This is a genomic window from Stenotrophomonas sp. STEN056 (genome assembly GCF_056759635.1).
Map to the genome: position 1 here is coordinate 117,828 of NZ_JBRRDL010000005.1, position 23,224 is coordinate 141,051.

The following is a 23,224-nucleotide window of genomic DNA, read 5'->3' on the forward strand; positions in this document are numbered from 1 at the left end:
ACAGCGGCAAACCCAAACGCAGGAACCCTTCCCCGCCAGGCGGGAAAGGGTTCCTTTGACTTCCTGTCAGCAGGCTGTTGCCGGCCGCTTCATCAGAAGTTGTAACGCACCGACACATACCAGTTGCGCGGCAGGCCGTAGTAAGCGGTCTGGATGTTGGCGATGCTGGCAAACTCCTGGCCTTCGGTCATGTACTGCTTGTCGGTGAGGTTGCGCACACCGGCGCGCACCTGCCACGTCAGCTGTGGTGAATCCCATACACCGTAGGCACCCAGCAGCGTGTACGCGCTCTGGCTGAGCACATCGCGATTGTCCACCGACAACCAGGTATCACCACGATAGGACACATCACCGCCCAGGGTCAGGTTGCCGCTCTCACCCAGCGAGAACACATGCTGCAGGGCGACGCGAGCAGTCCAGTCCGGCGAGAACGGTACGTGCTTGTGAACAACGTTGACGGGGTCATAACCCGGGTAGGTCGGATCGTTGCGCGGATCATCAAACTTGTCGTACTTGGCATCCAGCCAGCTCAACTGGCCGCTCAGCGTCGTGGACTCACCCAGCAGCGCGCTGCCTTCCAGTTCGATGCCCTTGATCTTCACCTTGGCGGCATTCAACACCGGGAACTTGAAATCCGGCACCGCGGCGCCGGGGTTGGAGATTTCCGAGACGCGGGCCTGGAAGTCTTCATAGTTGCTGTAGAACGCAGTTGCGCTACCACGGAAACGGCGGTCAGCCGAACTGCCCTTCAAGCCAGCCTCGTAGGTCCAGACGTATTCCGGGTTGAACTTGGCCGTCTTCACCTCGTATGCCGAATTGGCGCGGCCATTGAAACCACCGGACTTGAAGCCACGGTTGGCCGAGACGTAGCCCATCACGTTGTCACTGAAGGCCTTCTGCAGGCTCACCGATGGCGTGGTCGCGGTCCACGATGCCGAGGTCCGCGGGAACGGCACGGTCTCGTTCAAACCGCCGAACGGCACGCCCCAGAAGGTGCTGGTGCTGCGCTCGTAATCCTTCGTGTCCTTGGTCCAGCGGACACCCGCGGCCAACGTCCAGGTGGGCATGAATTCCCAGTTCGCATGCGCAAACGCCGCCTTGGAGGTTGTCGTCAGGTCATCGTCGATCGTACGCAGGAAGCTGATCGGGCTGCCGGCAATGGCAAACAGATCGCTGGCGTATGCCTCCTGGTAGGACGGCACATGCTCCTTCATGTAGTACGCGCCAAAGGTCAGGTGCAGGTTGCTGCCATTGTCGTAATGCAGCTGGAATTCCTGGCTCTTCTGGTCCTGGTCCAGCGCTACCAGCACATCGCCCAGCTCATATTCGGTCGCATCGATATCGATGTACGACTTGGTCTTGAGCTTGCGGTAGGCAGTGATGCTCTTCAGGGTGAACTGTTCGTTGATGTCCCAGTTCATCGCCAGCGATGCACCCGAGTGCTTCAGGTACTGGCCCTGGCCATCATCGAACGAGGTGCGGGCGCGACGGTTCCATTCGCCCTTCTCACCCTGGGTCAATACCACCGAGCCCAGCGCGAGATCGGTGCGGCGCAGGTCCGCCATCGGCCGGCCCAGGGTCAGCGCGGCGTCCTGCTTGGTGGTGTCCAGCGACAGCACGGCGCTGAAATTGTCGGTTGGCTGGTAGGCCAGCTTGGCGCGGAACGCCTCGGTGTCGTCATCGTTGTAACGCTTGCCGCTGACCGCATCCTTGACGTAACCGTCATTGGTGATCTTGGCACCGGCGATGCTGCCGGCCAGGGTGTCGCTCAGCTTGCCCGACACATAGAAACGGCCTTCCAGGCGACCGTAGTCGCCGGCAGTCACTTCCACCGCGCCACCTTCATTGTCGAAGGGGTTCTTGGTGGTCAGCTTGATCGCGCCGCCGGTGGAATTCTTGCCATACAGCGTGCCCTGCGGGCCACGCAGTACTTCCAGCTGCTGGATGTCGAACAGCGAGAAAAGCGCGCCGTTGATACGCGAGTAATACACGTCATCGACATACATGCCAACGCCCGGGTCGAAGGTCTGCAGCGCGTCGGGCTGGCCGATGCCGCGGATGAAGACGTTGACGCTGTTGGCCGAGCCACGGCCCTGGGCGATGTTCATGTTGGGCACGGCGCCCTGCAGGCCTTCCACGGTCGAGGCCTGCAGATCCTTGATCTGCTCCTCGCCGAAGGCACTCACCGCCACCGGCACGTCCATGATGGACTCGGTGCGGCGGCGCGCGGTGACGGTCACTTCATCCAGTTGCGTGGCCTGGGTGCCGGCCGGCACCGCCTGCTGCTCCTGTGCCTGCACGAATGCGGCCGGCGCCAGCAGAATGCCGCCGATGGCCATGCTCAGATACTTGCGCTTCATTGGTCTCCCTCCTCCCGGGTATGACGTAGCGGCATGCGGATGCCGCCATGGAGCGCACGTTAACGGGGCGTTAGCCGGCCGCGTATCGTCCCTTCGTACAGTGGGCCGCCCGCCCACGCGTGCTGATACTCGCCGGCAACGTATTGGCCGGGGAGCCGTGGATGTCGTTTCTGATCGTATTGGCGGCCCTGTGCTTCCTGATGTTCGTGGCCTACCGTGGCTACAGCGTGATCCTGTTCGCCCCGGTGGCGGCATTGGGTGCGGTGCTGCTGACCGACCCCACGCTGGTGCAGCCGATGTTCACCGGCCTGTTCATGGACAAGATGGTCGGCTTCCTGAAGCTGTATTTCCCGGTGTTCGTGCTGGGCGCGGTGTTCGGCAAGCTGATCGAAATCTCCGGCTTCTCCAAATCCATCGTCAGCGCCACCATCAAGCTGGTCGGTGCCAAGCGCGCGATGCTGTCCATCGTGCTGGTCTGTGCCCTGCTCACCTACGGCGGGGTGTCGCTGTTCGTGGTGGTGTTCGCGGTCTATCCGTTTGCCGCCGAGCTGTTCCGCCAGAGCAACATCCCCAAGCGGCTGATCCCCGGCACCATTGCGCTGGGTGCCTTCACCTTCACCATGGACGCGCTGCCGGGCACGCCGCAGATCCAGAACATCATCCCGTCCTCGTTCTTCGGCACCACCGGCTGGGCCGCACCGTGGCTGGGGGTGATCGGCACCGTGGTGATCCTGGTGCTGGGCATGAGCTACCTGGAATGGCGCCGCCGCGCTGCCGCCAGCAAGGGCGAAGGCTATGCCGGCACCGGCGAGGAACTGCGCAACGAGCCGGAGGTTTTCCATGGCGACAAACTCGCCCACCCGCTGGTGGCACTCCTGCCGCTGCTGCTGGTTGGTGTGTCCAACTTCCTGCTGACCCGCTGGATTCCCGGTTTCTACGGTGAAACCCAGTCGTTCGTGCCGGCGGTGATCGGCAACCCGGCCCCGGTGGTGCAGGACGTCGCCAAGCTCGCCGCCATCTGGGCCGTGCAGGGCGCACTGCTGATCGGCATTCTCAGCGTCATCGCCTTCGCCTGGAAGCCGGTGGTCGCCGCATTCGCCGAAGGCACCAAGTCCGCCATCGGCGGCGCCATGCTGGCCTCGATGAACACGGCTTCGGAGTATGGCTTCGGCGCGGTCATTGCCGCCCTGCCCGGCTTCCTGGTCGTGGCCAATGCACTGGGCTCGATTCCCAATCCACTGATCAACGAGGCGGTTTCGGTCACCGCCATGGCCGGCATCACCGGCTCGGCCTCCGGCGGCATGAGCATCGCCCTGGCGGCGATGGCCGACAGCTTCATCGCCAATGCACAGGCCGCGGGCATTCCGATGGAAGTGCTGCATCGCGTCGCATCGATGGCTTCAGGCGGCATGGACACCTTGCCGCACAACGGCGCGGTGATCACCGTACTGGCCGTCACTGGCCTCACCCATCGCCAGTCCTACAAGGACATTTTCGCCATCACCATCATCAAGACATTGGCCGTGTTCGCAATCATCGGCGTGTACTACGCCACCGGCCTGGTTTGATCGAGGCAGGCAGATCACAACAGATGGCGCTTCACTTGGATGCCAAGCGCATCTCGATACGCATCCAGGAGCGTGCAAGCTCGCCGAGTCGTGCGAGTGACCTTGCCCGTAGCAGATATGGCCGCCTGCCTAGGTAATCCCTGACAGGAGCCCGCCCTGCTCAGGAAGCCTCTGATAGATGCCAGCACTACCCAGGTACCCGCAGGCGGAGGCCAACACGGCCCAGGCAACCCCTGGCGGGGGCCAACACTCCCCGGAAGCCCCGGCAACTCCACGCTTTTCCCTCTCCCCTTGCGGGAGAGGGTGCCCAAAGGGCGGGAGAGGGGTTTCCGCTCTTCTCCCCGGCCCTCAGCTCGCTACCTCAGTTTTCCCGTTGGCAATCTGCCCGCTCAAACCTTCCCCTGCCTCAACCCGCAGACCCAGGCCCCCAGGCCGCCCAACGCCCCATCACTTCGCCCGGTGAATTCTTCAAGCCAACCGACAAGCGTGGCTCATGAACGGCTGAAGGCCAGAGCCGATGACAGGACTGCAGCGACACCGGCAGCCAACACTCAGACAAGCCGCCGTGCCCGCAAGCAAGCCATCCGAGCGAGCCTCCATCTGATCGCCAGACGCACAAAGGCCCGGGAAACCCGGGCCTTTGCCTGCTCTGCAAACCGCAGAAAGAAATCACCCGCCAGCACATCAATGTGCTGACGGGTGACTGTACTTCCCTGTTGGCATCCTGCCTGTCCCCAGCATCCTGCTCTGGTTGGGTTCCTTCTGTGTTCCGCCTTCCTGGCGGTCCACAAATCTCGAATCCTTCCGCTCAGCGCCTCTCAATCGGCTTGGCCGCCACCGTCCCGGTGGCTCTCTTGGCGGGGGCTGATCCTGCCCTCACTTCGATATGGTCACGATTCCGTTCGACCGTGTTCAATCCGATCCCTTTCACCAGTGCCAGTTCCTCGACACTTTTGAACGGCCCGTTTGCTTGTCTATGTGCGACGATTGCCTGCGCCTTCGATGGCCCGACATTCACCATCACCCGGTCCAGCTCCGCCGCGGAGGCGGTATTGATATCGACCTTGTCCGTGGCATACGCCGAAATGGTCAACACCAACGCCAGAACCAATGACTTCAGCGTTACGGTGAAAAGCTTCATCTACGCTCCTTGTGGCTTGGTCAGGATTGACCCGCTTCTTGCCGGTCGATCCAGTGTTCCGCGCCACATGAACACAGGCTATCCGTCACACGTCGCTCACACAGCCAGCAAACACCCCTAGACCATGTAGGAAAATTCCTACAAAGCTGCTTTCCAAGCCAGCGGCGTAGAATGGTTGCACCTGACATTGCTACCGGAGATCCAGATGGACAGCGCCAAGATCGGCCAATTTCTCAGCGACAAGTGGGACAACGACATCGTCCCGCAACTGGTCGATTACATCCGCATCCCCAACAAATCGCCGATGTTCGACGCCAATTGGGTCGCCAACGGCTACATGGAGCAGGCGGTTACCCTGATGGAAACCTGGGCCAAGGCGCAGAACATCCCCGGCCTGCAGGTCGAAGTGGTGCGCCTGGAAGGCCGTACTCCGCTGATTTTCCTGGAAATCCCGGCCACCGGCCCGGAAACCGGCGATGACACCGTGCTGCTCTATGGCCACCTGGACAAGCAGCCGGAAATGACCGGCTGGGATGACGATCTGGGCCCGTGGAAGCCGGTGCTGCGCGGCGAAAAGCTGTACGGCCGTGGCGGCGCTGACGACGGCTACGCCATCTTCGGCTCGCTGGCCGCCGTGCTCGCCCTGCAGGAACAGGGCCTGCCGCACGCCCGCTGCGTGATCCTGATTGAAGCCTGCGAAGAGTCCGGCTCCTACGATCTGCCCGCCTACGTTGACCACCTGGCTGACCGCATCGGCCAGCCGTCGCTGGTGGTGTGCCTGGATTCGGGCTGCGCCAATTACGACCAACTGTGGTGCACCACCTCGCTGCGCGGCCTGACCGGCGGCAACTTCACCGTCAAGGTGCTCAACGAAGGTGTGCACTCCGGTGATGCCTCCGGCGTGGTGCCGTCCAGCTTCCGCCTGCTGCGCCAGCTGCTCTCGCGCATCGAGGATGAAAAGACCGGCCGCATCCTGCTCGACGGCCTGCACACCGAAATCCCGGCCGAGCGCCTGGAACAGGCCAAGCGCGCCGCCGACGTGGTCGATACCGCCATCTTCGACAAGTTCCCGCTGGTCGACGGCCTCAAGCCGATGAGCGAGGAACTGACCGAGCTGGTGCTCAACCGCACCTGGCGCCCGGCGCTGTCGGTGACCGGCATCGGTGGCATGCCGCCGCTGGAATCGGCCGGCAACGTGCTGCGCCCGGAAACCTCGGTAAAGCTGTCGCTGCGCCTGCCGCCCACCGCCAATGGCAAGGCCTGCGGCGAGTTGCTGAAGGAAGCGCTGCTGCGTGATCCGCCGAACGGCGCCCATGTCAGCCTGGATCTGGAAAAGGCCTCCACCGGCTGGAATGCACCGGCCATGGCGCCGTGGCTGGAGCAGTCCATCGACGACGCCAGCCAGGCCTTCTTCGGCAAGCCGGCCATGTACATGGGTGAAGGCGGCTCGATCCCGTTCATGGGCATGCTGGGCGAGAAGTTCCCGGGTGCGCAGTTCATGATTACCGGCGTGCTCGGCCCGCACTCCAATGCACACGGCCCGAACGAGTTCCTGCACATCCCGATGGGCAAGCGCGTCACCTCCTGCGTGTCCAAGGTGCTGTTCGACCACCACGCCGCCAGCCTGCGCGGCGAAACCAGCGGTTCGCCGGTGGCGGCCGACAGCGGCACCCGCCACGGCGGACACGGCTGCTGCTAAGCAGCCTGGGTGTTTGATGACGGACGCAGCCTGGCCTTGCTAGGCTGCGTCTTTCTTCATGGCGGACGGACACATGAGCGGACTGTTTGGCAGCGACAGCTGGCTGTACATCATCCTGATCGGCTTCTTCGTCGGCCTGCTGGGCCGTTTTTTCATGCCCGGCAACAACCGCATGGGCTGCCTGCTGACCATCGTGCTTGGCATCGTCGGCGCCATGTTTGCCGGCTGGTTCGGGCGCGAAATGGGCTGGTATGCCGCCGGTGAGCCGGCAGGCTTCATCGGTGCCATCATCGGCGCGATCGCCATCTTGGGTTTGCTGCGGCTGGTCAGCGGCGGCAAGCGCTGAACCCCTTCCTGTTTTTCTCCATGCGCCCGACGGCGCGGTTTTGACGTACCCGTCCATGAATGACCCAGCTTCCGATCCGCTGCGCGCCGAGCAACGCCTGCAGTGGGCCCGCCACGCGCTCGACGACGCCACCACCGAGCTTGATCGCGCGTCGGTGGATGCCGGCTTCCGCAGCTACTGGCGCAGCACCAGCGCGCGCGGCAGCCACATCATCATGGATTCCCCTCCCGGGCTGGAAGACGTGCGCCCGTGGCTGCGCATGCACGACCTGCTCGAACCCAATGGCGTGCGCGTGCCGCAGGTACTGGCGCGCGATACCGACAACGGCTTCCTGCTGCTGGAAGACCTGGGCGGCCCGACCTTGGCCCGGCACATCAACCACGACAATGCCGATGCATGGTTCGACGCGGCGTTCGCGCAGTTGATCCGCCTGCAGTCCATCCCCGTGCCCGACGGCATGGGCGCGTTTGGCGAAGCCCTGCTGCAACGTGATGCCGGCCTGTTCGACGAATGGTTCCTGCAGCACCACCTGGGTTTGGTGCTGGATTGTGGTGAAGTCGAAGGCCTGCAACTGGTGCATCGGCGGCTGATGGACAACGCGCTGAACCAGCCGCAGGTGCTGACCCATCGCGATTTCATGCCACGCAATCTGATGCCGGTCGCAGATGGCCCGGCGGTGCTGGATTTCCAGGATCTGGTGCGCGGCCCGATTGCCTACGACCCGGTGAGCCTGTTCAAGGATGCGTTCCTGAGTTGGCCGCTGGAACGCGTGGATGCCTGGCTGGCGCGCTATCACGCTCAGGCCCTGGCCGCAGGTTTGCCGGTGCGGCCGTGGCCGCAGTTCCTGCGCGATGCCGACTGGATGGGCGTGCAGCGCCACCTCAAGATTCTCGGCTTGTTCGTGCGCCTGCGTGACCGCGATGGCAAGGGCCACTACTTCGACGACGCGCCGCGCTTCATCCATTACCTGGATGAAGTCCTGCCGCGCCACCCGGAGCTGGCGCCATTGAATGCACTGCTGCAGCAGCGCATCAAGCCGGCGATGGCGGCAAAGGCTGCGGCATGAAGGCGTTGATCTTCGCCGCCGGCCTGGGCGAGCGCATGCGCCCGCTCACCGACCACACGCCAAAGCCGCTGCTATCGGTCGCCGGCAAGCCGTTGATTGAATGGCACCTGCAACGTTTGGCGGCCCTGGGCATTACCGATGTCGTGATCAACACCAGTTGGCTGGCCGAACAATTCCCGCAGCAGCTCGGTGACGGCAGCCGCTGGGGGCTGCACCTGCATTTCGTCCATGAAGGCCCGGTGCCGCTGGAAACCGGCGGCGGCATGCTCAACGCGCTGTCGTTGCTGGGCGATGCGCCGTTCATCGCGGTCAACGGCGATATCTGGAGTGACTTCGACTTCACACGGTTGCCGTATACCCCGGATGGATTGGCGCACCTGGTCATGGTCGACAACCCGGAGCACCACCCACGCGGTGATTTCATTCTCGACGCCGATGGCCGACTGCATGACATCGGTGATGCGCCGCGCCTGACGTTCGCCGGCATCGGGGTGTATCGCCCCGAACTGCTGCTGGGGTGGCGAGAGGTGATCGGGGATGCCGACGGCAGCGCGGAAAACCCGCCACGTTTCAAACTGGCCCCCTTGCTGCGTGCGGCGATGGCCAACACGGCAGTCAGCGCTCAACACCACCCCGGCAACTGGACCGACGTAGGCACCCCCGAGCGCCTGCGGCAACTGGACGCGCAGCTACGGCGCTAGTGCCAGGCCATACCCGGCCGGGCTTTGTCGGTAACCCATCCGCGGTGCATGGCTCCGCTTCGCCCGCGTCGTGCGGCAGTTACTCGCCGGAGCCGTTTTCCAGCACGCGCTTGAGGAACGGCACGGTGATGCGGCGCTTGGCAGCCAGCGATTCGCGGTCGAGTTTTTCCAGCAAGGCAACCAGCCCGCTAAGGTCGCGCCCGGTGCGGGTCAACAGCCAGTCCAGCGTGACCTCGTCCATCACCAGCCCACGCCGCACCGCGCGTTCGCGCAGGACCGCGCCACGGCCTTCATCATCGAGCGGATCGAGCATGATCCGGCCGCACTGCGACAACCGCGAACGCAGGTCCGGCAACACCAGACCGAGCGCATCCGGCGTGCAGCGCGCGGTGTAGAGCAAGGTCACATCGGCTGCGCGCGCGCGGTTGTGGAACTCGAACAGCGTCACTTCCTGCTCGCGGCGGCCGGCCACGTACTCCAGCCCGTCCAGCGCGACCATGTCGTGCCCTTCCAGGGCTTCCAGTGCCTCGTCCAGACGTGTGCCGGCCGCCTGCAGCGGCAGATACGCCGGGCGACGACCGGCCTGCAATGCCGCCGCACAGGTGGCCAGCGACAAGTGCGTTTTGCCGGTTCCACCGGCACCGGCAAGAAATATCCAGTCATGGCTGCTGCCCACGGCAAGCGCACGCAACTGGGCCAGCGCGCCATCGGGCGCGCCAATGAAGGTCTCGAATCGTTGGTCTGGCGGATAACGCAAGGCCAAGGGCAACTGCGGCACACTCACTTCGGTTCAACGTCCTTCAATACAATCGCCATGTCCGCAGGGGGCTGAGTCCGCGCATCCAGCACAATCGTCGGCGCATGGCCGGCATACAACTCGCTCTGCCGGTAACGCTCGTGCGCATAGCGCAGCAACACGTTGATCACGGCTGCCGCCGGCAACGCCAGCAACATGCCCAGGAAACCGAACAGCTGGCCACCGGCCATCACCGCAAAAATCACCGCCACCGGGTGCAGGCCAATCTTGTCGCCAACAATGCGCGGGGTAAGCACATAGCTTTCCAGCAACTGGCCAACGGTAAACACCACGCCAACGAGCAGCAGCAACTTCAGGTCAAAACCCTGCGACTGCACCAGCGCAGCCAGCACGGCCATCACCACGCCGGTGGTCGCACCAAGGTAGGGGATGAAACTGATCAGGCCGGCAACCAGGCCGATCAACAAGCCCAGGTTGAGGCCCACCATGCTCAGACCGGCCGCATACACCACGCCCAGCGCGATCATCACCACGATCTGGCCACGGATGAAGGCGCCCAGGACATCGTTGGACTCACGGGCCAGCCGCGACACGGTGGTGATGTGGTTGCGCGGGATCATCGAAGCCACGCGCTCGACCAGCTTGTCCCAGTCACGCAGGAAGTAATAAGTCAGGATCGGCAGCAGTGCCAGGTTGACCACCCAGCCCACCATCGCAAAGCCCGAGCGCGACACGTACCCGAAGAACGTGGTGGCCACCCCGCCGGCCTGCTGCCAGTGGCTGCGCACCCACTCGATCAGGCGCTCCGGCTCCAGCCAGCTCATCAGTTCAAAGCCGCTTTTCTGTTCGACCCACGGAATCGCCGTGCCCAGCAGCCACTGCTGTGCCTGCGGCAACGCCGCCACCAGGGTGGTGATCTGGCGCTCGATCATCGGCACCAGGATCAGCAAGGCCAGCGTCAGCAGCAACGACATCAGCACGAACACCAGCACCACGGCGGTATTGCGCGAGCGGCCGCGTGCTTCCACCCAGTCCACCACCGGATCGCCCAGCCACGCCAGCATCAGCGCAATCACGAAGGGGGTCAGGATTGGCGCCAGCAGCCAGGTCACCCACAGGCCGAAGGCGGTCAGCACCACCCATTTCAGGCGGCGCAGGAACAGGGCGATTTCTTCTTCGGGAGCGACACTGCTCATCGGATGCGGTACTCGGCGCGCTTGCTGTCCATTACTTCGGTAGTGGCATCCTCGTCAGGCGCAGCGACCGGCTGCAGCGCGCTGTTCTGGCCAAGCATGCGGTTGAAGCCCGGCAGGCCACTCATCAGTTCAACATCCAGTTCCAGCCGCCCTGCGCTGGCCTGCACCGGCACCATCGACTTCACCACCGCATTGTTCTGCAGCGATGCGGCCAGGCGCAGATAGTCATCCGCGCTGTTGATGCCGCTGACCACGATGCGATAGATGCCGGCCGCACCGCTGACCGGCACCTTGGCGTAACGGCGCACCAGCGCATCGGCGGCACCATCGGCGCCGGCGGCCATCGCACGGCGGGCGTCGCCATCCTGGGAACTCCACTTGGACAGTTCGCGGCCGTTGTCGACAAACACCCAGTCCGCCTGCCAGCCACCGGCCCTGCCGCGGTACAGCTTGCCGACCAACTGCATGGGCGGCGAATAACGGGCCGAGGCACGGGCCACGGCTGCGGTGTCCTGGCGCCAGATCGCACCGGCCATCGCCTGCTCTGCCGCACCGCCGGAAGGCAGGCCCAGGCGGAAACCCCGCTCGATGGCCCGGTCAAGCAACGGGCGGGCGGCATTGGACTGCTGCACGCTGACCAGTCGCGGGCCGCTGCCATCGTCAATGGCCAGCCACACCACCGGCTTGGGCCGCGGCTGCGGCCAGACCGGCAGGCCCAGCGCGGCGGCCAGGCCGTCCACGTCATCCTGGCGGAAACGCGCCACCAGCATGGTCCGGTAGCTTGGCGCGCCGCTGGCGGCCACGCTCTGGTCCTGGCGGTAGTCGTAGCTGGCAACCATGTCCTTGGCCCCGCGCAGCGCCTGCGCCACGCCGGGCCGACTCACCGCGCCCCGGTCGCCGGACAGCTTGCCCAGCACCGTGCCCAGCGCGCGCGCCAAGGCCCCGGGGCGATCAGCATCGCTCTGGCTGTTGACCGGCACTTCAGCCTCATAGGTGCCACTGGCGCTGGCGACGTCGCCCTCGGTACGCACGCCGGACTGCGCCTGCGCCAGGGAAACAGGCACGCAGAGCAGCAAAAACAGGATTGTGGCCAGGCTGCGACGCATTGAAAATTCCATTGCTCGGTGGTTCCAGAGGGAATTGTTGCCCGAATGGGGCCTTCACGCCAACGTGGCCTGTTAAAATGCCGCGTTAACCCCGCCAGCGCAGCCGACCGTGACCAGCACCCCGACTTCCGCCAACTCTCCCCTGACCTACCGTGACGCCGGTGTCGACATCGACGCGGGCAACGAACTGGTCGAGCGTATCAAGCCGCTGGTAAAGCGCAGCTTCCGCCCTGAAGTCATGGGCGGGCTGGGCGGCTTTGGCGCCCTGTTCGACCTCTCCAGCAAGTACCGCGAGCCGGTACTGGTGTCCGGCACCGACGGCGTTGGCACCAAGCTGAAGCTTGCACAACAGCTGGGCCGCCACGACACCATCGGCATCGACCTGGTCGCCATGTGCGTGAACGACGTGCTGGTGCAGGGCGCCGAGCCGCTGTTCTTCCTGGACTACTTCGCCACCGGCAAGCTCGACATCGACACCGCAGCGGCCGTGGTTGGTGGCATCGCCAACGGTTGCACCGAGGCCGGTTGTGCGCTGATTGGCGGTGAAACCGCCGAAATGCCCGACATGTACGCCCCGGGCGAATACGACCTGGCCGGTTTCACCGTGGCCGGCGTGGAAAAGAGCGAGCTCAAGGACGGCTCGGCCGTGCAGCAGGGCGACGTGCTGATCGGCATTGCCTCCTCCGGCCCGCATTCCAACGGTTACTCGCTGGTACGCCGCATCTATGAACGTGCCGGCAGCCCGACCGACCTGGTGCTGGAAGACGGCGTGAAGCTGGTGGACGCGCTGATGGCGCCGACCCGCCTGTACGTCAAGCCGATCCTGTCGCTGCTCAAGTCGCATGGCGCCGCCATCCATGGCATGGCCCACATCACCGGCGGTGGCCTGACCGAGAACATCATCCGCGTGGTGCCCGAAGGCCTGGGTCTGAACATCGACGCCAGCAGCTGGACGCTGCCGCCGGTGTTCCAGTGGCTGCAGCGCGAAGGCAACGTCGCCGACAGCGAGATGTGGCGCACCTTCAACTGCGGCATCGGTTTCGTGCTGCTGGTGCCGGCCGACCAGGTCGCCACCATCAACAGCGCACTCGATGCCCTGCAGCTGGCGCATTGGCAGATCGGCGAAGTGGTGCCGGCTGCAGGTGACGAACGCGTCCACATCGGCTGAGTACCAGCCCCATGTCGACCATGAAGAAGGCCGCCTTCATCGGCGTCCTTGCCGTGTTCCTGGCCACATGGGTCAAACCCCTGTGGCCGCTGGAACAGACGCTGCACAGTTCGCTGACGGTGATCGGCCTGGCTGCATTGTGGTGGGTGGACCGCCGCTGGCGGCTGGGCAATGGCGCCTTCGCCGCCATCTGCGGGTTCATTGCCATCCATTGCATCGCCGCCCGCTGGCTGTATTCCAACGTTCCCTATGACGCCTGGCTGCAGGCCACGATCGGCTGGTCGCCGGATGCGGCCTTTGGCTGGAAGCGCAACCATTTCGACCGGCTGATCCACTTCCTGTACGGCGTCTGCTTCACCCCGGCGCTCACCCAGCTGATACGGCATGCATGGCCGGCACTGCGCATCGGCCAGACCTTCACCCTGGCAGTGATGGTGGTGATGTGCTCCAGCCTGGCCTATGAGTGGTTCGAGTGGGGCATCGCGTTGCTGCTCTCGCCCGATGCTGCCGAGGCCTACAACGGCCAACAGGGCGACATGTGGGACGCGCATGCCGACATGCTGCTGGCCACGCTGGGCAGCCTGCTGGTGTGGCCGCTGGCACGCAGGGTCGCTGCGCGATGAACGCCCCGGCCCGTATCGCGGTATTGGTCTCCGGGCGCGGCAGCAACCTGCAGTGCCTGCTGGATGGCATTGCCGCCGGCCAGCTCAATGCACAGGTCGTCGGTGTCTTCTCCGACAAACCTGCTGCCGCCGCGCTGGGCAAAGTACCGCCCGCGCTGGGCTGGGCACGCTCACCGAAGGATTTCGACAGCCGCGACGCCTTTGATGCCGCGCTGGGCGACGCCGTGGCGGCCTGTTTGCCGGACTGGATCATCTGCGCCGGCTACATGCGCATCCTCGGCGCAGATTTCGTCCAGCGTTTCAGTGGCCAACTGGTCAACATTCACCCGTCGCTGCTGCCGCTGCACAAGGGCCTGCATACCCACGCCCGCGCCATTGAAGCCGGCCACGCCGAACACGGTGCCAGCGTGCACTTTGTGGTGCCGGAGCTGGATGCCGGCGCGGTCATGGCCCAGGCCCGTGTTCCGGTGCTGCCGGGCGACACCCCCGAAACGCTGGCCGACCGGGTACTGCGCATCGAACACCCCCTGCTGTTGGCAAGCGTTCAGCTGCTTGCTTCCGGGCGCGTAGCTGAACGCGACGGCATGATCCAGCTCGATGGTCAGTCCCTGCTCAGCCCTTTGCGCCTAGATTCCGCCGGAACGCTGTCAGGCTGATCTGCATATGCGGCTGACCTGCGTGCTGGCATGATCCCCTTCCCTTCCGTGCATCCTCCACGCATGAATTACGCGCCGTTCAAATCGCTGGTGCTGACAACCCTGCTGGTAACAGCCGGCTCCCATGCACAGGAAGCCGCCGCTCCAGCACCTGCTGTCGTGGCGCTGCCCGCCATGGAGTGGACGCCGCCAGCCCTGGAACCCTTTGTCGCCACCTACGAAGCCTCCTACAAGGGCAAGCTGGCCGGCGATGCCACCATGCGCGTCGTCCACAACGACGGCGCACAGTGGCGGGTGGACATGGCCGTGCGCGGCAAGCATGGCTTTGCCAGCGTGCTGGGCTTGAACATCGAACAAAGCACCGTGTTCAACAACGAGGGCAGCGTTTACACCCCGTTGAGCCAGAGTACGGTCAGGAAAGCCCTGTTCATGGGCAAAAAGATCACCGGCACCTACGACTGGCAGGCCGGCACCGCGCAGTGGCAGGGCGATCTCAAGAAGGAACGGCGTCGTCCCATTCCCCTGCAACGCGGCGACCAGAGCGCGCTGCTGCTCAACCTGTCACTGATGCGTGATGCCCGCCCCGGGCAGAGCCTGAGCTACCGCTATGTCGATGTCGGCCGCGTGCGCCAGTACGAATACCGCGCCGCCGATGCCACCGAAAGCGTGCAGGTCGGCGACCTGAGCTATGACGCCCTGCGCGTATACCGGGTCAATGGCGGCAACGATGAAATGATCCTGTGGATCGCAAACGGCGTACCTACTCCCGTACGCATCCTGCAGCGCAAGGACGGCGAGGATGAAATTGACCTGCGCCTGACCGAATACCAAGGAGCCTGAGCATGAAGCATTTCTTCTCCCCCCTTCGCCTTGTCGCCAGCGCCGCACTTGCCCTGACCAGCCTGCCGGCATTGGCGCTGCAGCCGTTCACCGCCAACTACCAGGCCAGCTACATGGGCATGCAGGCCAACGGCGTGATGACGCTGGCCAATGAAGGCGCCGACCGTTGGCGCTACAGCATGCAGATCAAGAACCCGATGGCCGACCTGAGCCAGAGCACCGTGTTCGACGAACACCAGGGCAACCTGCGCCCGTTGAGCAGCCACGACCGCTCGGTGCTGCTGATCAAGCGCAAGCAGGTGGACGCGCGTTATGACTGGGCCAGCAACCAGGCTACCTGGACCGGCGATGTGAAAGCCGACCGCAGCGGCCCGATCCGCCTGCGCAGCGGCGACCTGGACGCGCTGCTGCTGAATCTGGCCATCGCCCGCGACCTGGCGGCCGGCAAACCACTGACCTATCGCATGGTCGACGACGGCCGGGTCAAACCGATGACCTATCGCGTGGTCGGCAAGGAAAACGTCACCTTTGCCGGCAAGACCGAAGAAGCCACCAAGGTCTCGCGCGTGGACGGCAACAAGGAACAGATCGCCTGGATCGTGCCCGGCATGCCGGTCCCGGCGCGCCTGCTGCAGCGCGAAGACGGCCACGATGCCCTGGACCTGACCCTGAAGTCGATCAATTAGGAGATCACCTGTAGAGCGCAGCCATGCTGCGCTGAAGCTCGCCCGGTGAAGCTTCTGCCGAGCATGGCTCGGCACTACAGCACTGTCTTTGCACCAGCAAAAAACCCGGCAATCGCCGGGCTTTTTGTTTGGCTCAACGCGAAGAACTACTTCGCTTCGGCCTCTTCTTTCTTGAACACTGTCTTGCAATCGCGCCGGAACTCCTCGCCGCTGCTGCGCCAGACAAAGCTGCGGCAATGGCGGTTACCCTCCTCGATGTCGTTGACCTTCACCGCATAAAACGCCTGGAAAAGCTCATCACGGCTGACCTGGCCATCGCCATTCCAGTCCATCTGTTCCTTTTCCACACCCCGGGTGATCGCCACGCCGCTGTACCAGCCCCAGCCCAGCCAGGCCAGGGCCAGCAGCACCAACACCAGCAGTGCCTTGCGACGCGGGGTGAAGCGGCCCTTGAGGATCATGCTTCGCGCCTGATGCTGGCACCGAGCGCACTGAGCTTTTCTTCAATGTTCTCGTAGCCACGGTCCAGGTGATAAATGCGGTCGATGACGGTGTCGCCTTCGGCCACCAGCCCGGCCAGGATCAGCGACGCCGATGCGCGCAGGTCCGTGGCCATCACTGGCGCGCCGGTCAGGCGGTCACTGCCACGGCAGATCGCGGTACGGCCTTCGATCTGTACATCCGCGCCCAGGCGTTGCAGCTCCTGCACGTGCATGAAGCGGTTCTCGAAGATCGTTTCGTTGACCACGCCCACGCCCTCGGCCACGCAGTTCAATGCCATGAACTGTGCCTGCATGTCGGTGGGGAATGCCGGATACGGTGCGGTGGTCAGGTTGACCGCCTTCGGCCGGCGCCCCTGCATGTCCACGGTGATGGTGTCTTCGGTGGTTTCGACGGCTGCGCCGGCTTCGACCAGCTTGGCCAGCACCGCGTCCAGCGTGTCCGGGCGCGCATTGCGCGCCACGACGCGGCCGCCGGTCATCGCCGCGGCGACCAGGAAGGTGCCGGTTTCGATGCGGTCGGCCAGCACCGCGTGGCGGCCACCACTCAGGCGCTCGACGCCTTCAATCACCAACCGCGCGGTGCCGATGCCCTCGATCTTTGCGCCGAGTGCGATCAAGCAATGCGCCAGGTCGGACACTTCCGGCTCCATCGCTGCGTTTTCCAGGATGGTGGTGCCATCGGCCAGCACCGCCGCCATCAGCACGTTCTCGGTGCCGGTGACGCTGACCATGTCGAAGGTGAAACGCCCGCCCTTCAGGCGGCCATCGACATGCGCCTTGATGAAGCCGTTTTCGACGGTGATATGCGCACCCAGCGCCTGCAGCCCCTTGATGTGCTGGTCCACCGGGCGCGAGCCGATGGCGCAACCGCCGGGCAGCGACACTTCGGCCTTGCCGTACTTGGCCAACAGCGGGCCCAGCACCAGGATCGAGGCGCGCATGGTCTTGACCAGCTCATACGGGGCGACATGCTGGCTGACGCTGCGCGGGTCAACCACGATGGCGCTGCCACGGGACAACGTGCCCTGGTCGATGGTGACCTTGGCGCCCAGCTCGCCGAGCAGCTTCACGGTGGTGATCACGTCGTGCAGGTGCGGCACATTGGTGATTTCCACCGGCGCATCGGCCAGCAAGGTGGCGCACAGGATCGGCAGGACGGCGTTCTTGGCGCCGGAGATATACACCTCACCGTTCAGCGTCTTGCCGCCGGTGACTACGATTTTTGCCATGGATGAAAGCCGGAAATAAGGGGAAATAAGGTGCGCCGGCTCAGCCGGCTTCACCTGGAGTGACGGTTTTCAGCGCCAGCGCGTGGATCGCGCCGCCCATCAGGTCGCCCAGCGTCGCATAGACCATGCGGTGGCGGGCCAGCGGCATCTTGCCGGCAAACGCCTCGCAGACGACCGTTGCCTCGAAATGCACGCCGTCTTCACCCTGCACGTCGGCGCGGGCGCCGGGCAGGCCGGTTTCGATCAGGTTTCGGATGGTCTCGGCGTCCAAAGCGCTTTCCTAATAAAATGAACGCCCATTCTACTATTCCGAGTGGCGCCCGCATGGCTGCTTCTTCGCTTTCCCTGGATACGCTGCGTGATGCCGACCTGGTGTCCAGTGGCCACCGCGTGTTCCAGATCGAATCCACCGAGCTGAACCGGGTGGGCAACCGCATTGGTGCCGAATTCGCCGCCGCCTGCCGGCTGGTGCTGGCTTCGCCAGGCCGCGTGGTGACCACCGGCATGGGCAAATCCGGCCATATCGCGCGCAAGATCGCCGCCACCCTGGCCTCCACCGGCACGCCTTCGTTCTACGTTCATCCAGGTGAAGCCGGCCACGGCGACCTGGGCATGATCACCGAGGACGATGTGGTGCTGGCGCTGTCCTACTCCGGCGAATCGGACGAAGTGCTGATGCTGCTGCCGGTGCTCAAGCGCCAGGGCAACCTGCTGATTTCCATGACCGGCAAGCCGCAGTCCAGCCTGGCCAAGGCTGCCGACGTGCACCTGGACGTGAACGTCGACCACGAAGCCTGCCCACTGGCCCTGGCCCCGACCTCCAGCACCACCGCGTCACTGGCGATGGGCGATGCTCTGGCGGTGGCCCTGCTCGACGCACGCGGCTTCACCGCCGACGACTTTGCCCGTTCGCATCCGGCCGGCAGCCTGGGCCGGCGCCTGCTGCTGCACATCACCGACGTGATGCACGGCGGCGACGAACTGCCGGCGGTGCGCGAAGACGCCAGCCTCAGCCAGGCGTTGATGGAAATGAGCCGCAAGCGCCTGGGCATGACCTCGGTGGTCGATGCCGACGGCCGCCTGGTCGGGCTGTTCACCGACGGTGACCTGCGCCGCGCACTGGATACCGATCTGGATGTCCGCACCGCCGGCATCGCCGAAGTAATGACCCACAGGCCACGCACCATCGGCGCCGACCAATTGGCCGTGGAAGCGGCACGCTTGCTGGAAAAACACCAGATCAACGGTCTGATCGTGGTCGATGCCGACAACCGCCCGGTCGGTGCCCTGAACATTCATGACCTGTTGCGGGCAAAAGTGGTCTAAAGCCCGCACAATCACTGTCCCCGTCCCCCCGGCCCGCAACGGATACTGCCCGCAGATGCCCTATTCACCGCTCGACCACTTCCCCGCGCCGCTGCATGCCGTTGCCGCCAACATCCGGCTGGCCTGCTTTGACGTGGACGGCACGCTGACCGATGGGCGCCTGTTCTACGACCACGCCGGCAACGAGAGCAAGGCGTACTTCGTGCAGGACGGGCTGGGCCTGAAACTGCTGCAGCAGCACGGCATCCACCCGGTGCTGATCACCGCGCGCAACAGCCTGTCAGCACAGAAGCGCGGTGCGGACCTGGGCATCGACACCCAGATCGCGGTCGGCGACAAGCTGGCCAGCGTGCGTGCGCTGTGCGAGCAGCACGGTATTGGCCTGGAACAGGTCGCCTTCATGGGCGATGACCTGCCCGACCTGGCGCCGCTGTGCGCGGTCGGCCTGGCGGTGGCCCCGGCCAACGCTCACCCCTGGATCGCCGAACGCGTGCATTGGCAGACCCGCGCCGAAGGTGGCCACGGCGCCGGGCGCGAGTTGTGCGACGTGCTGCTGGCCGCGCAAGGCAAGCTGGACGCGGTGCTGGCGAGGTATTCGCGATGAGCTGGCGCACCGTACTTGGGCTGGGGCTGCTGTTGGCGGCATTGGTCAGCGGCTGGTCGGCCTGGCGCCACCGCGCCAGCAATGCGCCGCAGGCCGTTGAAGAAGGCAGCACCGATTTCGTGCTGAAGGACTTCGAGGTCACCACGCTGGGCAAGGACGGCAAGGAATCGATGACGCTGCGTGCGCCCTCGATGGAACGCAGCCGCGCCGACCAGACCTCCAACATCACCGCCCCGTTGTTCCTGCTGCCCGATGCGGCCGGCCAGCACTGGGAACTGCGTGCCGATACCGGCTGGGTCAGCCCCAAGGGGGAAGAGCTGCGCCTGCGCGGCAACGTCGCCGGCGACAGCCCGAAGGACGGCAAGACACCGCCCACCACCTTCCGCACCGATGCGCTGGACGTGCTCAGCGAACAGAACCTTGCCCGCACCGATGGTCGCGTCACGGTGACCCGGCCCGGGCTGACCCAGACCGGCGTCGGCTTCCAGACCAACCTGAAAACCAAACAGTATTCACTCCTTTCCCAGGTCAAGACCCGCTATGAACCCAATGCTGCCCGCTAAGCTCGCATCGATCACGCTGCTCGCCGCCCTGCTTGCGCCCGGCCTGGCGTGGTCCAAGACCTCTGACCGCAACCAGCCGATGACCATCGACTCCAGCAACAACGACTGCAACTTCGCCGATGACGGCAAATGCCAGTTCAGCGGCAACGTGGTCATCACCCAGGGCACGCTGGAAATCCATGCCGATACCGCCGATGTGATCCGCAAAAGCGGCGACATCGAGCGCGTGGTCCTCGCCGGCAAGCAGGCCCGCCTGAAGCAGCAGATGGATGACAACACCTGGATGAACGCCCGTGCCGACAACATGGACTACAACATCAACAGCGAAGTCATCGTTCTGACCGGCAACTACAACGTCGAATCCGAGCGCGGCACCAATGCCGGCCAGCGCATGGTCTACAACACCCGCACCGGCAGCATGCAGAGCGGCGGCGATGGCACCCGCGTGCGCACCGTCATCCAGCCCAAGGCCAAGGCACCGGCTGCCGCAGGAGACAGAAAGTAATGCTCGTCGCCCAAGGCCTGCGCAAGCGCTACAAGAACCGCGAAGTCGTCAAGGATTTCGGCCTCACCCTGGAAGCCGGCGAAGTGGTCGGCCTGCTCGGCCCCAACGGCGCCGGCAAGACCACCTGCTTCTACATGATCGTCGGCCTGGTCGCTGCCGATGCCGGCAGCATCGTGCTTGATGGCCAGGACATCACCGCCGACCCAATGTATTCGCGCGCCACGCTCGGCGTGGGTTATCTGCCGCAGGAACCTTCGGTGTTCCGCAAGCTCAGCGTGGCCGACAACATCCGCCTGGTGCTGGAACTGCGCAGCGATCTGGATTCCGCCGGACGCGAGCGCGAGTTGTCCTCGTTGCTGGACGAACTGCAGATCACCCACGTCGCCGACCAACTGGGCGCCAGCCTTTCCGGTGGTGAGCGCCGCCGCTGCGAGATCGCCCGTGCGCTGGCCGCAAAGCCGCGCCTGATCCTGCTGGACGAGCCCTTTGCCGGTGTCGATCCCATTTCGGTCGGCGAGATCCAGCGCATCGTGACCCACCTCAAGCAACGCGGCATCGGCGTGCTGATCACCGACCACAACGTGCGCGAGACCTTGGGAATCTGCGACCGGGCGTATATCCTCGCTGAAGGCAGCGTTCTGGCGCAGGGGGCACCGGAAGAACTGCTGGCCAACACCGACGTTCGCCGCGTCTATCTTGGAGACGCCTTCACCCTCTGAAGTCGCGGCACAGCGTCAGGCCTTCCTCGCACGGAAACAGGCATGAAAGCTCGGCTGCAGACATCGATGGGACAGAGCCTGGTCATGACGCCGCAATTGCGTCAGGCCATCCGGCTGTTGCAGATGTCCAGCACCGAGCTGGAGCTTGAACTGGCCGAAGCGGTGGAGACCAACCCACTGCTGGAATGGGCCGACAGCATCGACAGCGGCGGCGAAGACGACACGCCAGCGGCCAGCAGCAGCAATGACGACAGCCCGGTCGATCCGGCGCAGGGCGACATCAACAGCGATGGCGCCGACTGGGAACCGGACGATGCGGACTGGAGCAGTGGCCGCAGCGGCTCGTTCGAAGGTGACGGCGAAGACGGCGAGCGTGAACAGGCCGCCGACCCGGAAACACTGGCCGACCACCTGCTCTGGCAATTGCACCTCTCCCATCTGAGCAACCGTGACCGCGCCATCGGCGTGGCCTTGATTGACGCACTGGATGAAGACGGCTATCTCCGCGAACCGTTCTCCAGCATTGCTGAAACCCTGCGTCCCGACGTCATCGCCGATGACGATGAGATTCTTGCCGTGCTGCGGCAGATTCACTGTTTCGACCCCGCCGGCGTAGGCGCGCGCTCCCTGGGCGAATGCCTGTCCCTGCAACTGGACACCCTGCCAAGCTGCACACCGGGGCTCAGCCTGGCCCGCAGCATCGCACTGGGGCCACTGGAGCGGCTGCCACGGGCCGGCATCGCCGGCATCGCCCAGGAACTCAAACAACCGGCCGACGCCGTCGAGCAGGCCGTACAGCTGCTGCGCTCACTGGACCCGCGCCCGGGCAAGCAAGTGGGTGAGTTGTCCACCGATACCTATGTGGTTCCCGATTGCGTGATCTGGCGGCAACGCGGTATCTGGCGCTGCGCTTTGGCCGGCCACGCCGGGCCCAGGGTTGTCATCAATCGGGAATATGAGCAGCTGATCCGCCGCTGCGGCGATGCCGACGCCAGCTATCTGCGCGGGCACCTGCAGGAGGCGCGCTGGCTGCTGAAAAGCCTTGAGGCGCGCGGCGAAACGCTGCTGCGCGTGGTCAACAGCCTGCTCCACCACCAGGCCGGCTTCCTGGAATTCGGCGAACAGGCGCTGCGTCCGTTGACGCTGCGTGAAATCGCCGGCGAACTTGATCTTCACGAATCCACCATCTCGCGTGCCATTTCACGCAAGTACGTGCGCACCCCGCGCGGCACCTTGCCGTTGCGCGCCTTCTTTGCCTCCGGCATCGATACCGAAGGCGGAGGTGAAGCCTCCAGCACCGCCATCCAGTCGATGATCCGCAACCTGATCGACGCGGAAAACCCGCGCAAACCGCTTTCTGACGCCAAGCTGGCTGAGCTGCTCAAAACCAGTGGAATACCAGTGGCGCGGCGCACCGTGGCGAAGTATCGTGAGGCCATGAACATCAGTGCCTCCCACGAACGCGTCCGCATCATCTGACCCATTCGCAGGCTTGGCACAGAGTTCATTGGGCAACCCCGAACCACAGGAGGAATCCGATGCGTATCGAGACGTATGGCCAGCAGATCGAAGTAACGCCCGCCCTGAAGGAGTATGTGGAAACAAAGCTGGAACGGGTGGGACGACACGTCGACCAGCACTGCGAAATCCGGGTGCAGCTGTCCACTCGCAAGCCTGACTTCCTCGTCGTCGCCACGGTGAATCTACCCGGGCGCACGCTGCACGCAGACGCGGCAGCCTCCACCATGTACGCGGCCATCGACATCCTGGCCGACAAGCTGGACCGCCTGGTCATCAAGCACAAGGAAAAGCATCTTCCCCACGCATCGCATGCTCTGCGCGACAATAGCGCCTAGACGCCA

Annotated in this window: 25 protein-coding genes; 17 read left to right on the forward strand and 8 right to left on the reverse strand. The window is 64.6% G+C overall.

What is annotated here, in order from left to right:
• Positions 1–92: 92 nt before the first annotated feature.
• Positions 93–2,360: a TonB-dependent receptor gene (locus ACVOLO_RS04705; protein ID WP_481569127.1), complete on the reverse strand. Its 2,268-nt coding sequence runs from the start codon at positions 2,358–2,360 to the stop codon at positions 93–95.
• Between the two features lie 161 nt (positions 2,361–2,521).
• On the opposite strand from ACVOLO_RS04705, the gene ACVOLO_RS04710 reads away from it, so the two are divergent.
• A complete protein-coding gene (locus ACVOLO_RS04710; protein ID WP_481569128.1) occupies positions 2,522–3,928 on the forward strand; it encodes a GntP family permease in 1,407 nt (468 codons plus the stop codon).
• 808 nt (positions 3,929–4,736) lie between these two features.
• Here the strand turns inward: ACVOLO_RS04710 and ACVOLO_RS04715 are convergent.
• Positions 4,737–5,069: a ComEA family DNA-binding protein gene (locus tag ACVOLO_RS04715; protein ID WP_481569129.1), complete on the reverse strand. Its 333-nt coding sequence runs from the start codon at positions 5,067–5,069 to the stop codon at positions 4,737–4,739.
• A 205-nt stretch (positions 5,070–5,274) separates the two neighbouring features.
• On the opposite strand from ACVOLO_RS04715, the gene ACVOLO_RS04720 reads away from it, so the two are divergent.
• The 4 genes from ACVOLO_RS04720 (at position 5,275) to murU (ending at position 8,881) form a co-directional block, all read left to right on the forward strand.
• The gene (locus ACVOLO_RS04720; protein WP_481569130.1) at positions 5,275–6,768 is read left to right on the forward strand and encodes a M20 family metallopeptidase; all 1,494 of its coding nucleotides are present in this window, start codon (positions 5,275–5,277) and stop codon (positions 6,766–6,768) included.
• Between the two features lie 73 nt (positions 6,769–6,841).
• Positions 6,842–7,114, forward strand: a complete 273-nt coding sequence (locus ACVOLO_RS04725) for a GlsB/YeaQ/YmgE family stress response membrane protein (RefSeq protein WP_481569131.1) — start codon at positions 6,842–6,844, stop codon at positions 7,112–7,114.
• 55 nt (positions 7,115–7,169) lie between these two features.
• Positions 7,170–8,180: an aminoglycoside phosphotransferase family protein gene (locus tag ACVOLO_RS04730; protein ID WP_481569132.1), complete on the forward strand. Its 1,011-nt coding sequence runs from the start codon at positions 7,170–7,172 to the stop codon at positions 8,178–8,180.
• Positions 8,177–8,881, forward strand: coding sequence for an N-acetylmuramate alpha-1-phosphate uridylyltransferase MurU (gene murU, locus ACVOLO_RS04735; RefSeq protein WP_481569133.1), 705 nt, complete (start codon positions 8,177–8,179; stop codon positions 8,879–8,881). The genes ACVOLO_RS04730 and murU overlap by 4 nt, the downstream gene beginning before the upstream one ends.
• 79 nt (positions 8,882–8,960) lie before the next feature.
• Here the strand turns inward: murU and hda are convergent, their stop codons facing one another.
• Genes hda through ACVOLO_RS04750 form a run of 3 tightly spaced genes read right to left on the reverse strand, consistent with a single transcriptional unit; the run spans position 8,961 to position 11,940 of the window.
• Positions 8,961–9,665 carry a DnaA regulatory inactivator Hda gene (gene hda / locus ACVOLO_RS04740; protein WP_481569134.1) on the reverse strand — a complete coding sequence of 235 codons (705 nt, stop codon included), beginning with the start codon at positions 9,663–9,665 and terminating at the stop codon, positions 8,961–8,963.
• The gene (locus ACVOLO_RS04745; RefSeq protein ID WP_481569135.1) at positions 9,662–10,834 is read right to left on the reverse strand and encodes an AI-2E family transporter; all 1,173 of its coding nucleotides are present in this window, start codon (positions 10,832–10,834) and stop codon (positions 9,662–9,664) included. Before ACVOLO_RS04745 ends, hda begins: the two co-directional genes overlap by 4 nt.
• A complete protein-coding gene (locus tag ACVOLO_RS04750) occupies positions 10,831–11,940 on the reverse strand; it encodes a DUF2066 domain-containing protein (protein WP_481569136.1) in 1,110 nt (369 codons plus the stop codon). Before ACVOLO_RS04750 ends, ACVOLO_RS04745 begins: the two co-directional genes overlap by 4 nt.
• A 142-nt stretch (positions 11,941–12,082) precedes the next feature.
• Between ACVOLO_RS04750 and purM the strand changes: the two genes are divergently transcribed.
• The 5 genes from purM (at position 12,083) to ACVOLO_RS04775 (ending at position 15,913) form a co-directional block, all read left to right on the forward strand.
• The gene (purM, locus tag ACVOLO_RS04755) at positions 12,083–13,108 is read left to right on the forward strand and encodes a phosphoribosylformylglycinamidine cyclo-ligase (protein ID WP_481569200.1); all 1,026 of its coding nucleotides are present in this window, start codon (positions 12,083–12,085) and stop codon (positions 13,106–13,108) included.
• Positions 13,109–13,119: 11 nt separating this feature from the next.
• Entirely contained in the window at positions 13,120–13,731 is a 612-nt protein-coding gene (locus ACVOLO_RS04760; RefSeq protein WP_481569137.1) for a DUF2238 domain-containing protein, read from the forward strand.
• Complete coding sequence (gene purN / locus ACVOLO_RS04765) at positions 13,728–14,387, forward strand: phosphoribosylglycinamide formyltransferase (protein WP_481569138.1); 660 nt, start codon at positions 13,728–13,730, stop codon at positions 14,385–14,387. Before ACVOLO_RS04760 ends, purN begins: the two co-directional genes overlap by 4 nt.
• A gap of 63 nt (positions 14,388–14,450) precedes the next feature.
• Positions 14,451–15,227, forward strand: coding sequence for a DUF3108 domain-containing protein (locus ACVOLO_RS04770; RefSeq protein ID WP_481569139.1), 777 nt, complete (start codon positions 14,451–14,453; stop codon positions 15,225–15,227).
• 2 nt (positions 15,228–15,229) lie between these two features.
• Entirely contained in the window at positions 15,230–15,913 is a 684-nt protein-coding gene (locus ACVOLO_RS04775) for a DUF3108 domain-containing protein (protein WP_481569140.1), read from the forward strand.
• A gap of 146 nt (positions 15,914–16,059) precedes the next feature.
• Here the strand turns inward: ACVOLO_RS04775 and ACVOLO_RS04780 are convergent, their stop codons facing one another.
• The 3 genes from ACVOLO_RS04780 to ACVOLO_RS04790 are packed head-to-tail and all read right to left on the reverse strand — an operon-like array spanning position 16,060 to position 17,916.
• Positions 16,060–16,374: an EF-hand domain-containing protein gene (locus ACVOLO_RS04780; protein WP_481569141.1), complete on the reverse strand. Its 315-nt coding sequence runs from the start codon at positions 16,372–16,374 to the stop codon at positions 16,060–16,062.
• On the reverse strand, positions 16,371–17,645 hold the full coding sequence (gene murA / locus ACVOLO_RS04785; protein WP_481569142.1) for a UDP-N-acetylglucosamine 1-carboxyvinyltransferase: 1,275 nt from the start codon (positions 17,643–17,645) through the stop codon (positions 16,371–16,373). The genes ACVOLO_RS04780 and murA overlap by 4 nt, the downstream gene beginning before the upstream one ends.
• Positions 17,646–17,685: 40 nt before the next feature.
• Entirely contained in the window at positions 17,686–17,916 is a 231-nt protein-coding gene (locus ACVOLO_RS04790; protein ID WP_481569143.1) for a BolA family protein, read from the reverse strand.
• Positions 17,917–17,969: 53 nt separating this feature from the next.
• On the opposite strand from ACVOLO_RS04790, the gene ACVOLO_RS04795 reads away from it, so the two are divergent.
• The 7 genes from ACVOLO_RS04795 to hpf are packed head-to-tail and all read left to right on the forward strand — an operon-like array spanning position 17,970 to position 23,218.
• Positions 17,970–18,971, forward strand: coding sequence for a KpsF/GutQ family sugar-phosphate isomerase (locus ACVOLO_RS04795; protein WP_481569144.1), 1,002 nt, complete (start codon positions 17,970–17,972; stop codon positions 18,969–18,971).
• 55 nt (positions 18,972–19,026) lie between these two features.
• Complete coding sequence (locus ACVOLO_RS04800) at positions 19,027–19,575, forward strand: KdsC family phosphatase (RefSeq protein WP_481569145.1); 549 nt, start codon at positions 19,027–19,029, stop codon at positions 19,573–19,575.
• The gene (lptC, locus tag ACVOLO_RS04805) at positions 19,572–20,138 is read left to right on the forward strand and encodes an LPS export ABC transporter periplasmic protein LptC (RefSeq protein ID WP_481569146.1); all 567 of its coding nucleotides are present in this window, start codon (positions 19,572–19,574) and stop codon (positions 20,136–20,138) included. Before ACVOLO_RS04800 ends, lptC begins: the two co-directional genes overlap by 4 nt.
• On the forward strand, positions 20,116–20,643 hold the full coding sequence (lptA, locus tag ACVOLO_RS04810; protein ID WP_481569147.1) for a lipopolysaccharide transport periplasmic protein LptA: 528 nt from the start codon (positions 20,116–20,118) through the stop codon (positions 20,641–20,643). Before lptC ends, lptA begins: the two co-directional genes overlap by 23 nt.
• Positions 20,643–21,362 carry an LPS export ABC transporter ATP-binding protein gene (gene lptB / locus ACVOLO_RS04815; protein ID WP_481569148.1) on the forward strand — a complete coding sequence of 240 codons (720 nt, stop codon included), beginning with the start codon at positions 20,643–20,645 and terminating at the stop codon, positions 21,360–21,362. Before lptA ends, lptB begins: the two co-directional genes overlap by 1 nt.
• A 42-nt stretch (positions 21,363–21,404) precedes the next feature.
• Entirely contained in the window at positions 21,405–22,841 is a 1,437-nt protein-coding gene (locus tag ACVOLO_RS04820; protein ID WP_481569149.1) for an RNA polymerase factor sigma-54, read from the forward strand.
• A gap of 59 nt (positions 22,842–22,900) precedes the next feature.
• Complete coding sequence (hpf, locus tag ACVOLO_RS04825) at positions 22,901–23,218, forward strand: ribosome hibernation-promoting factor, HPF/YfiA family (RefSeq protein ID WP_481569150.1); 318 nt, start codon at positions 22,901–22,903, stop codon at positions 23,216–23,218.
• The last annotated feature ends 6 nt before the right edge of the window (positions 23,219–23,224 follow it).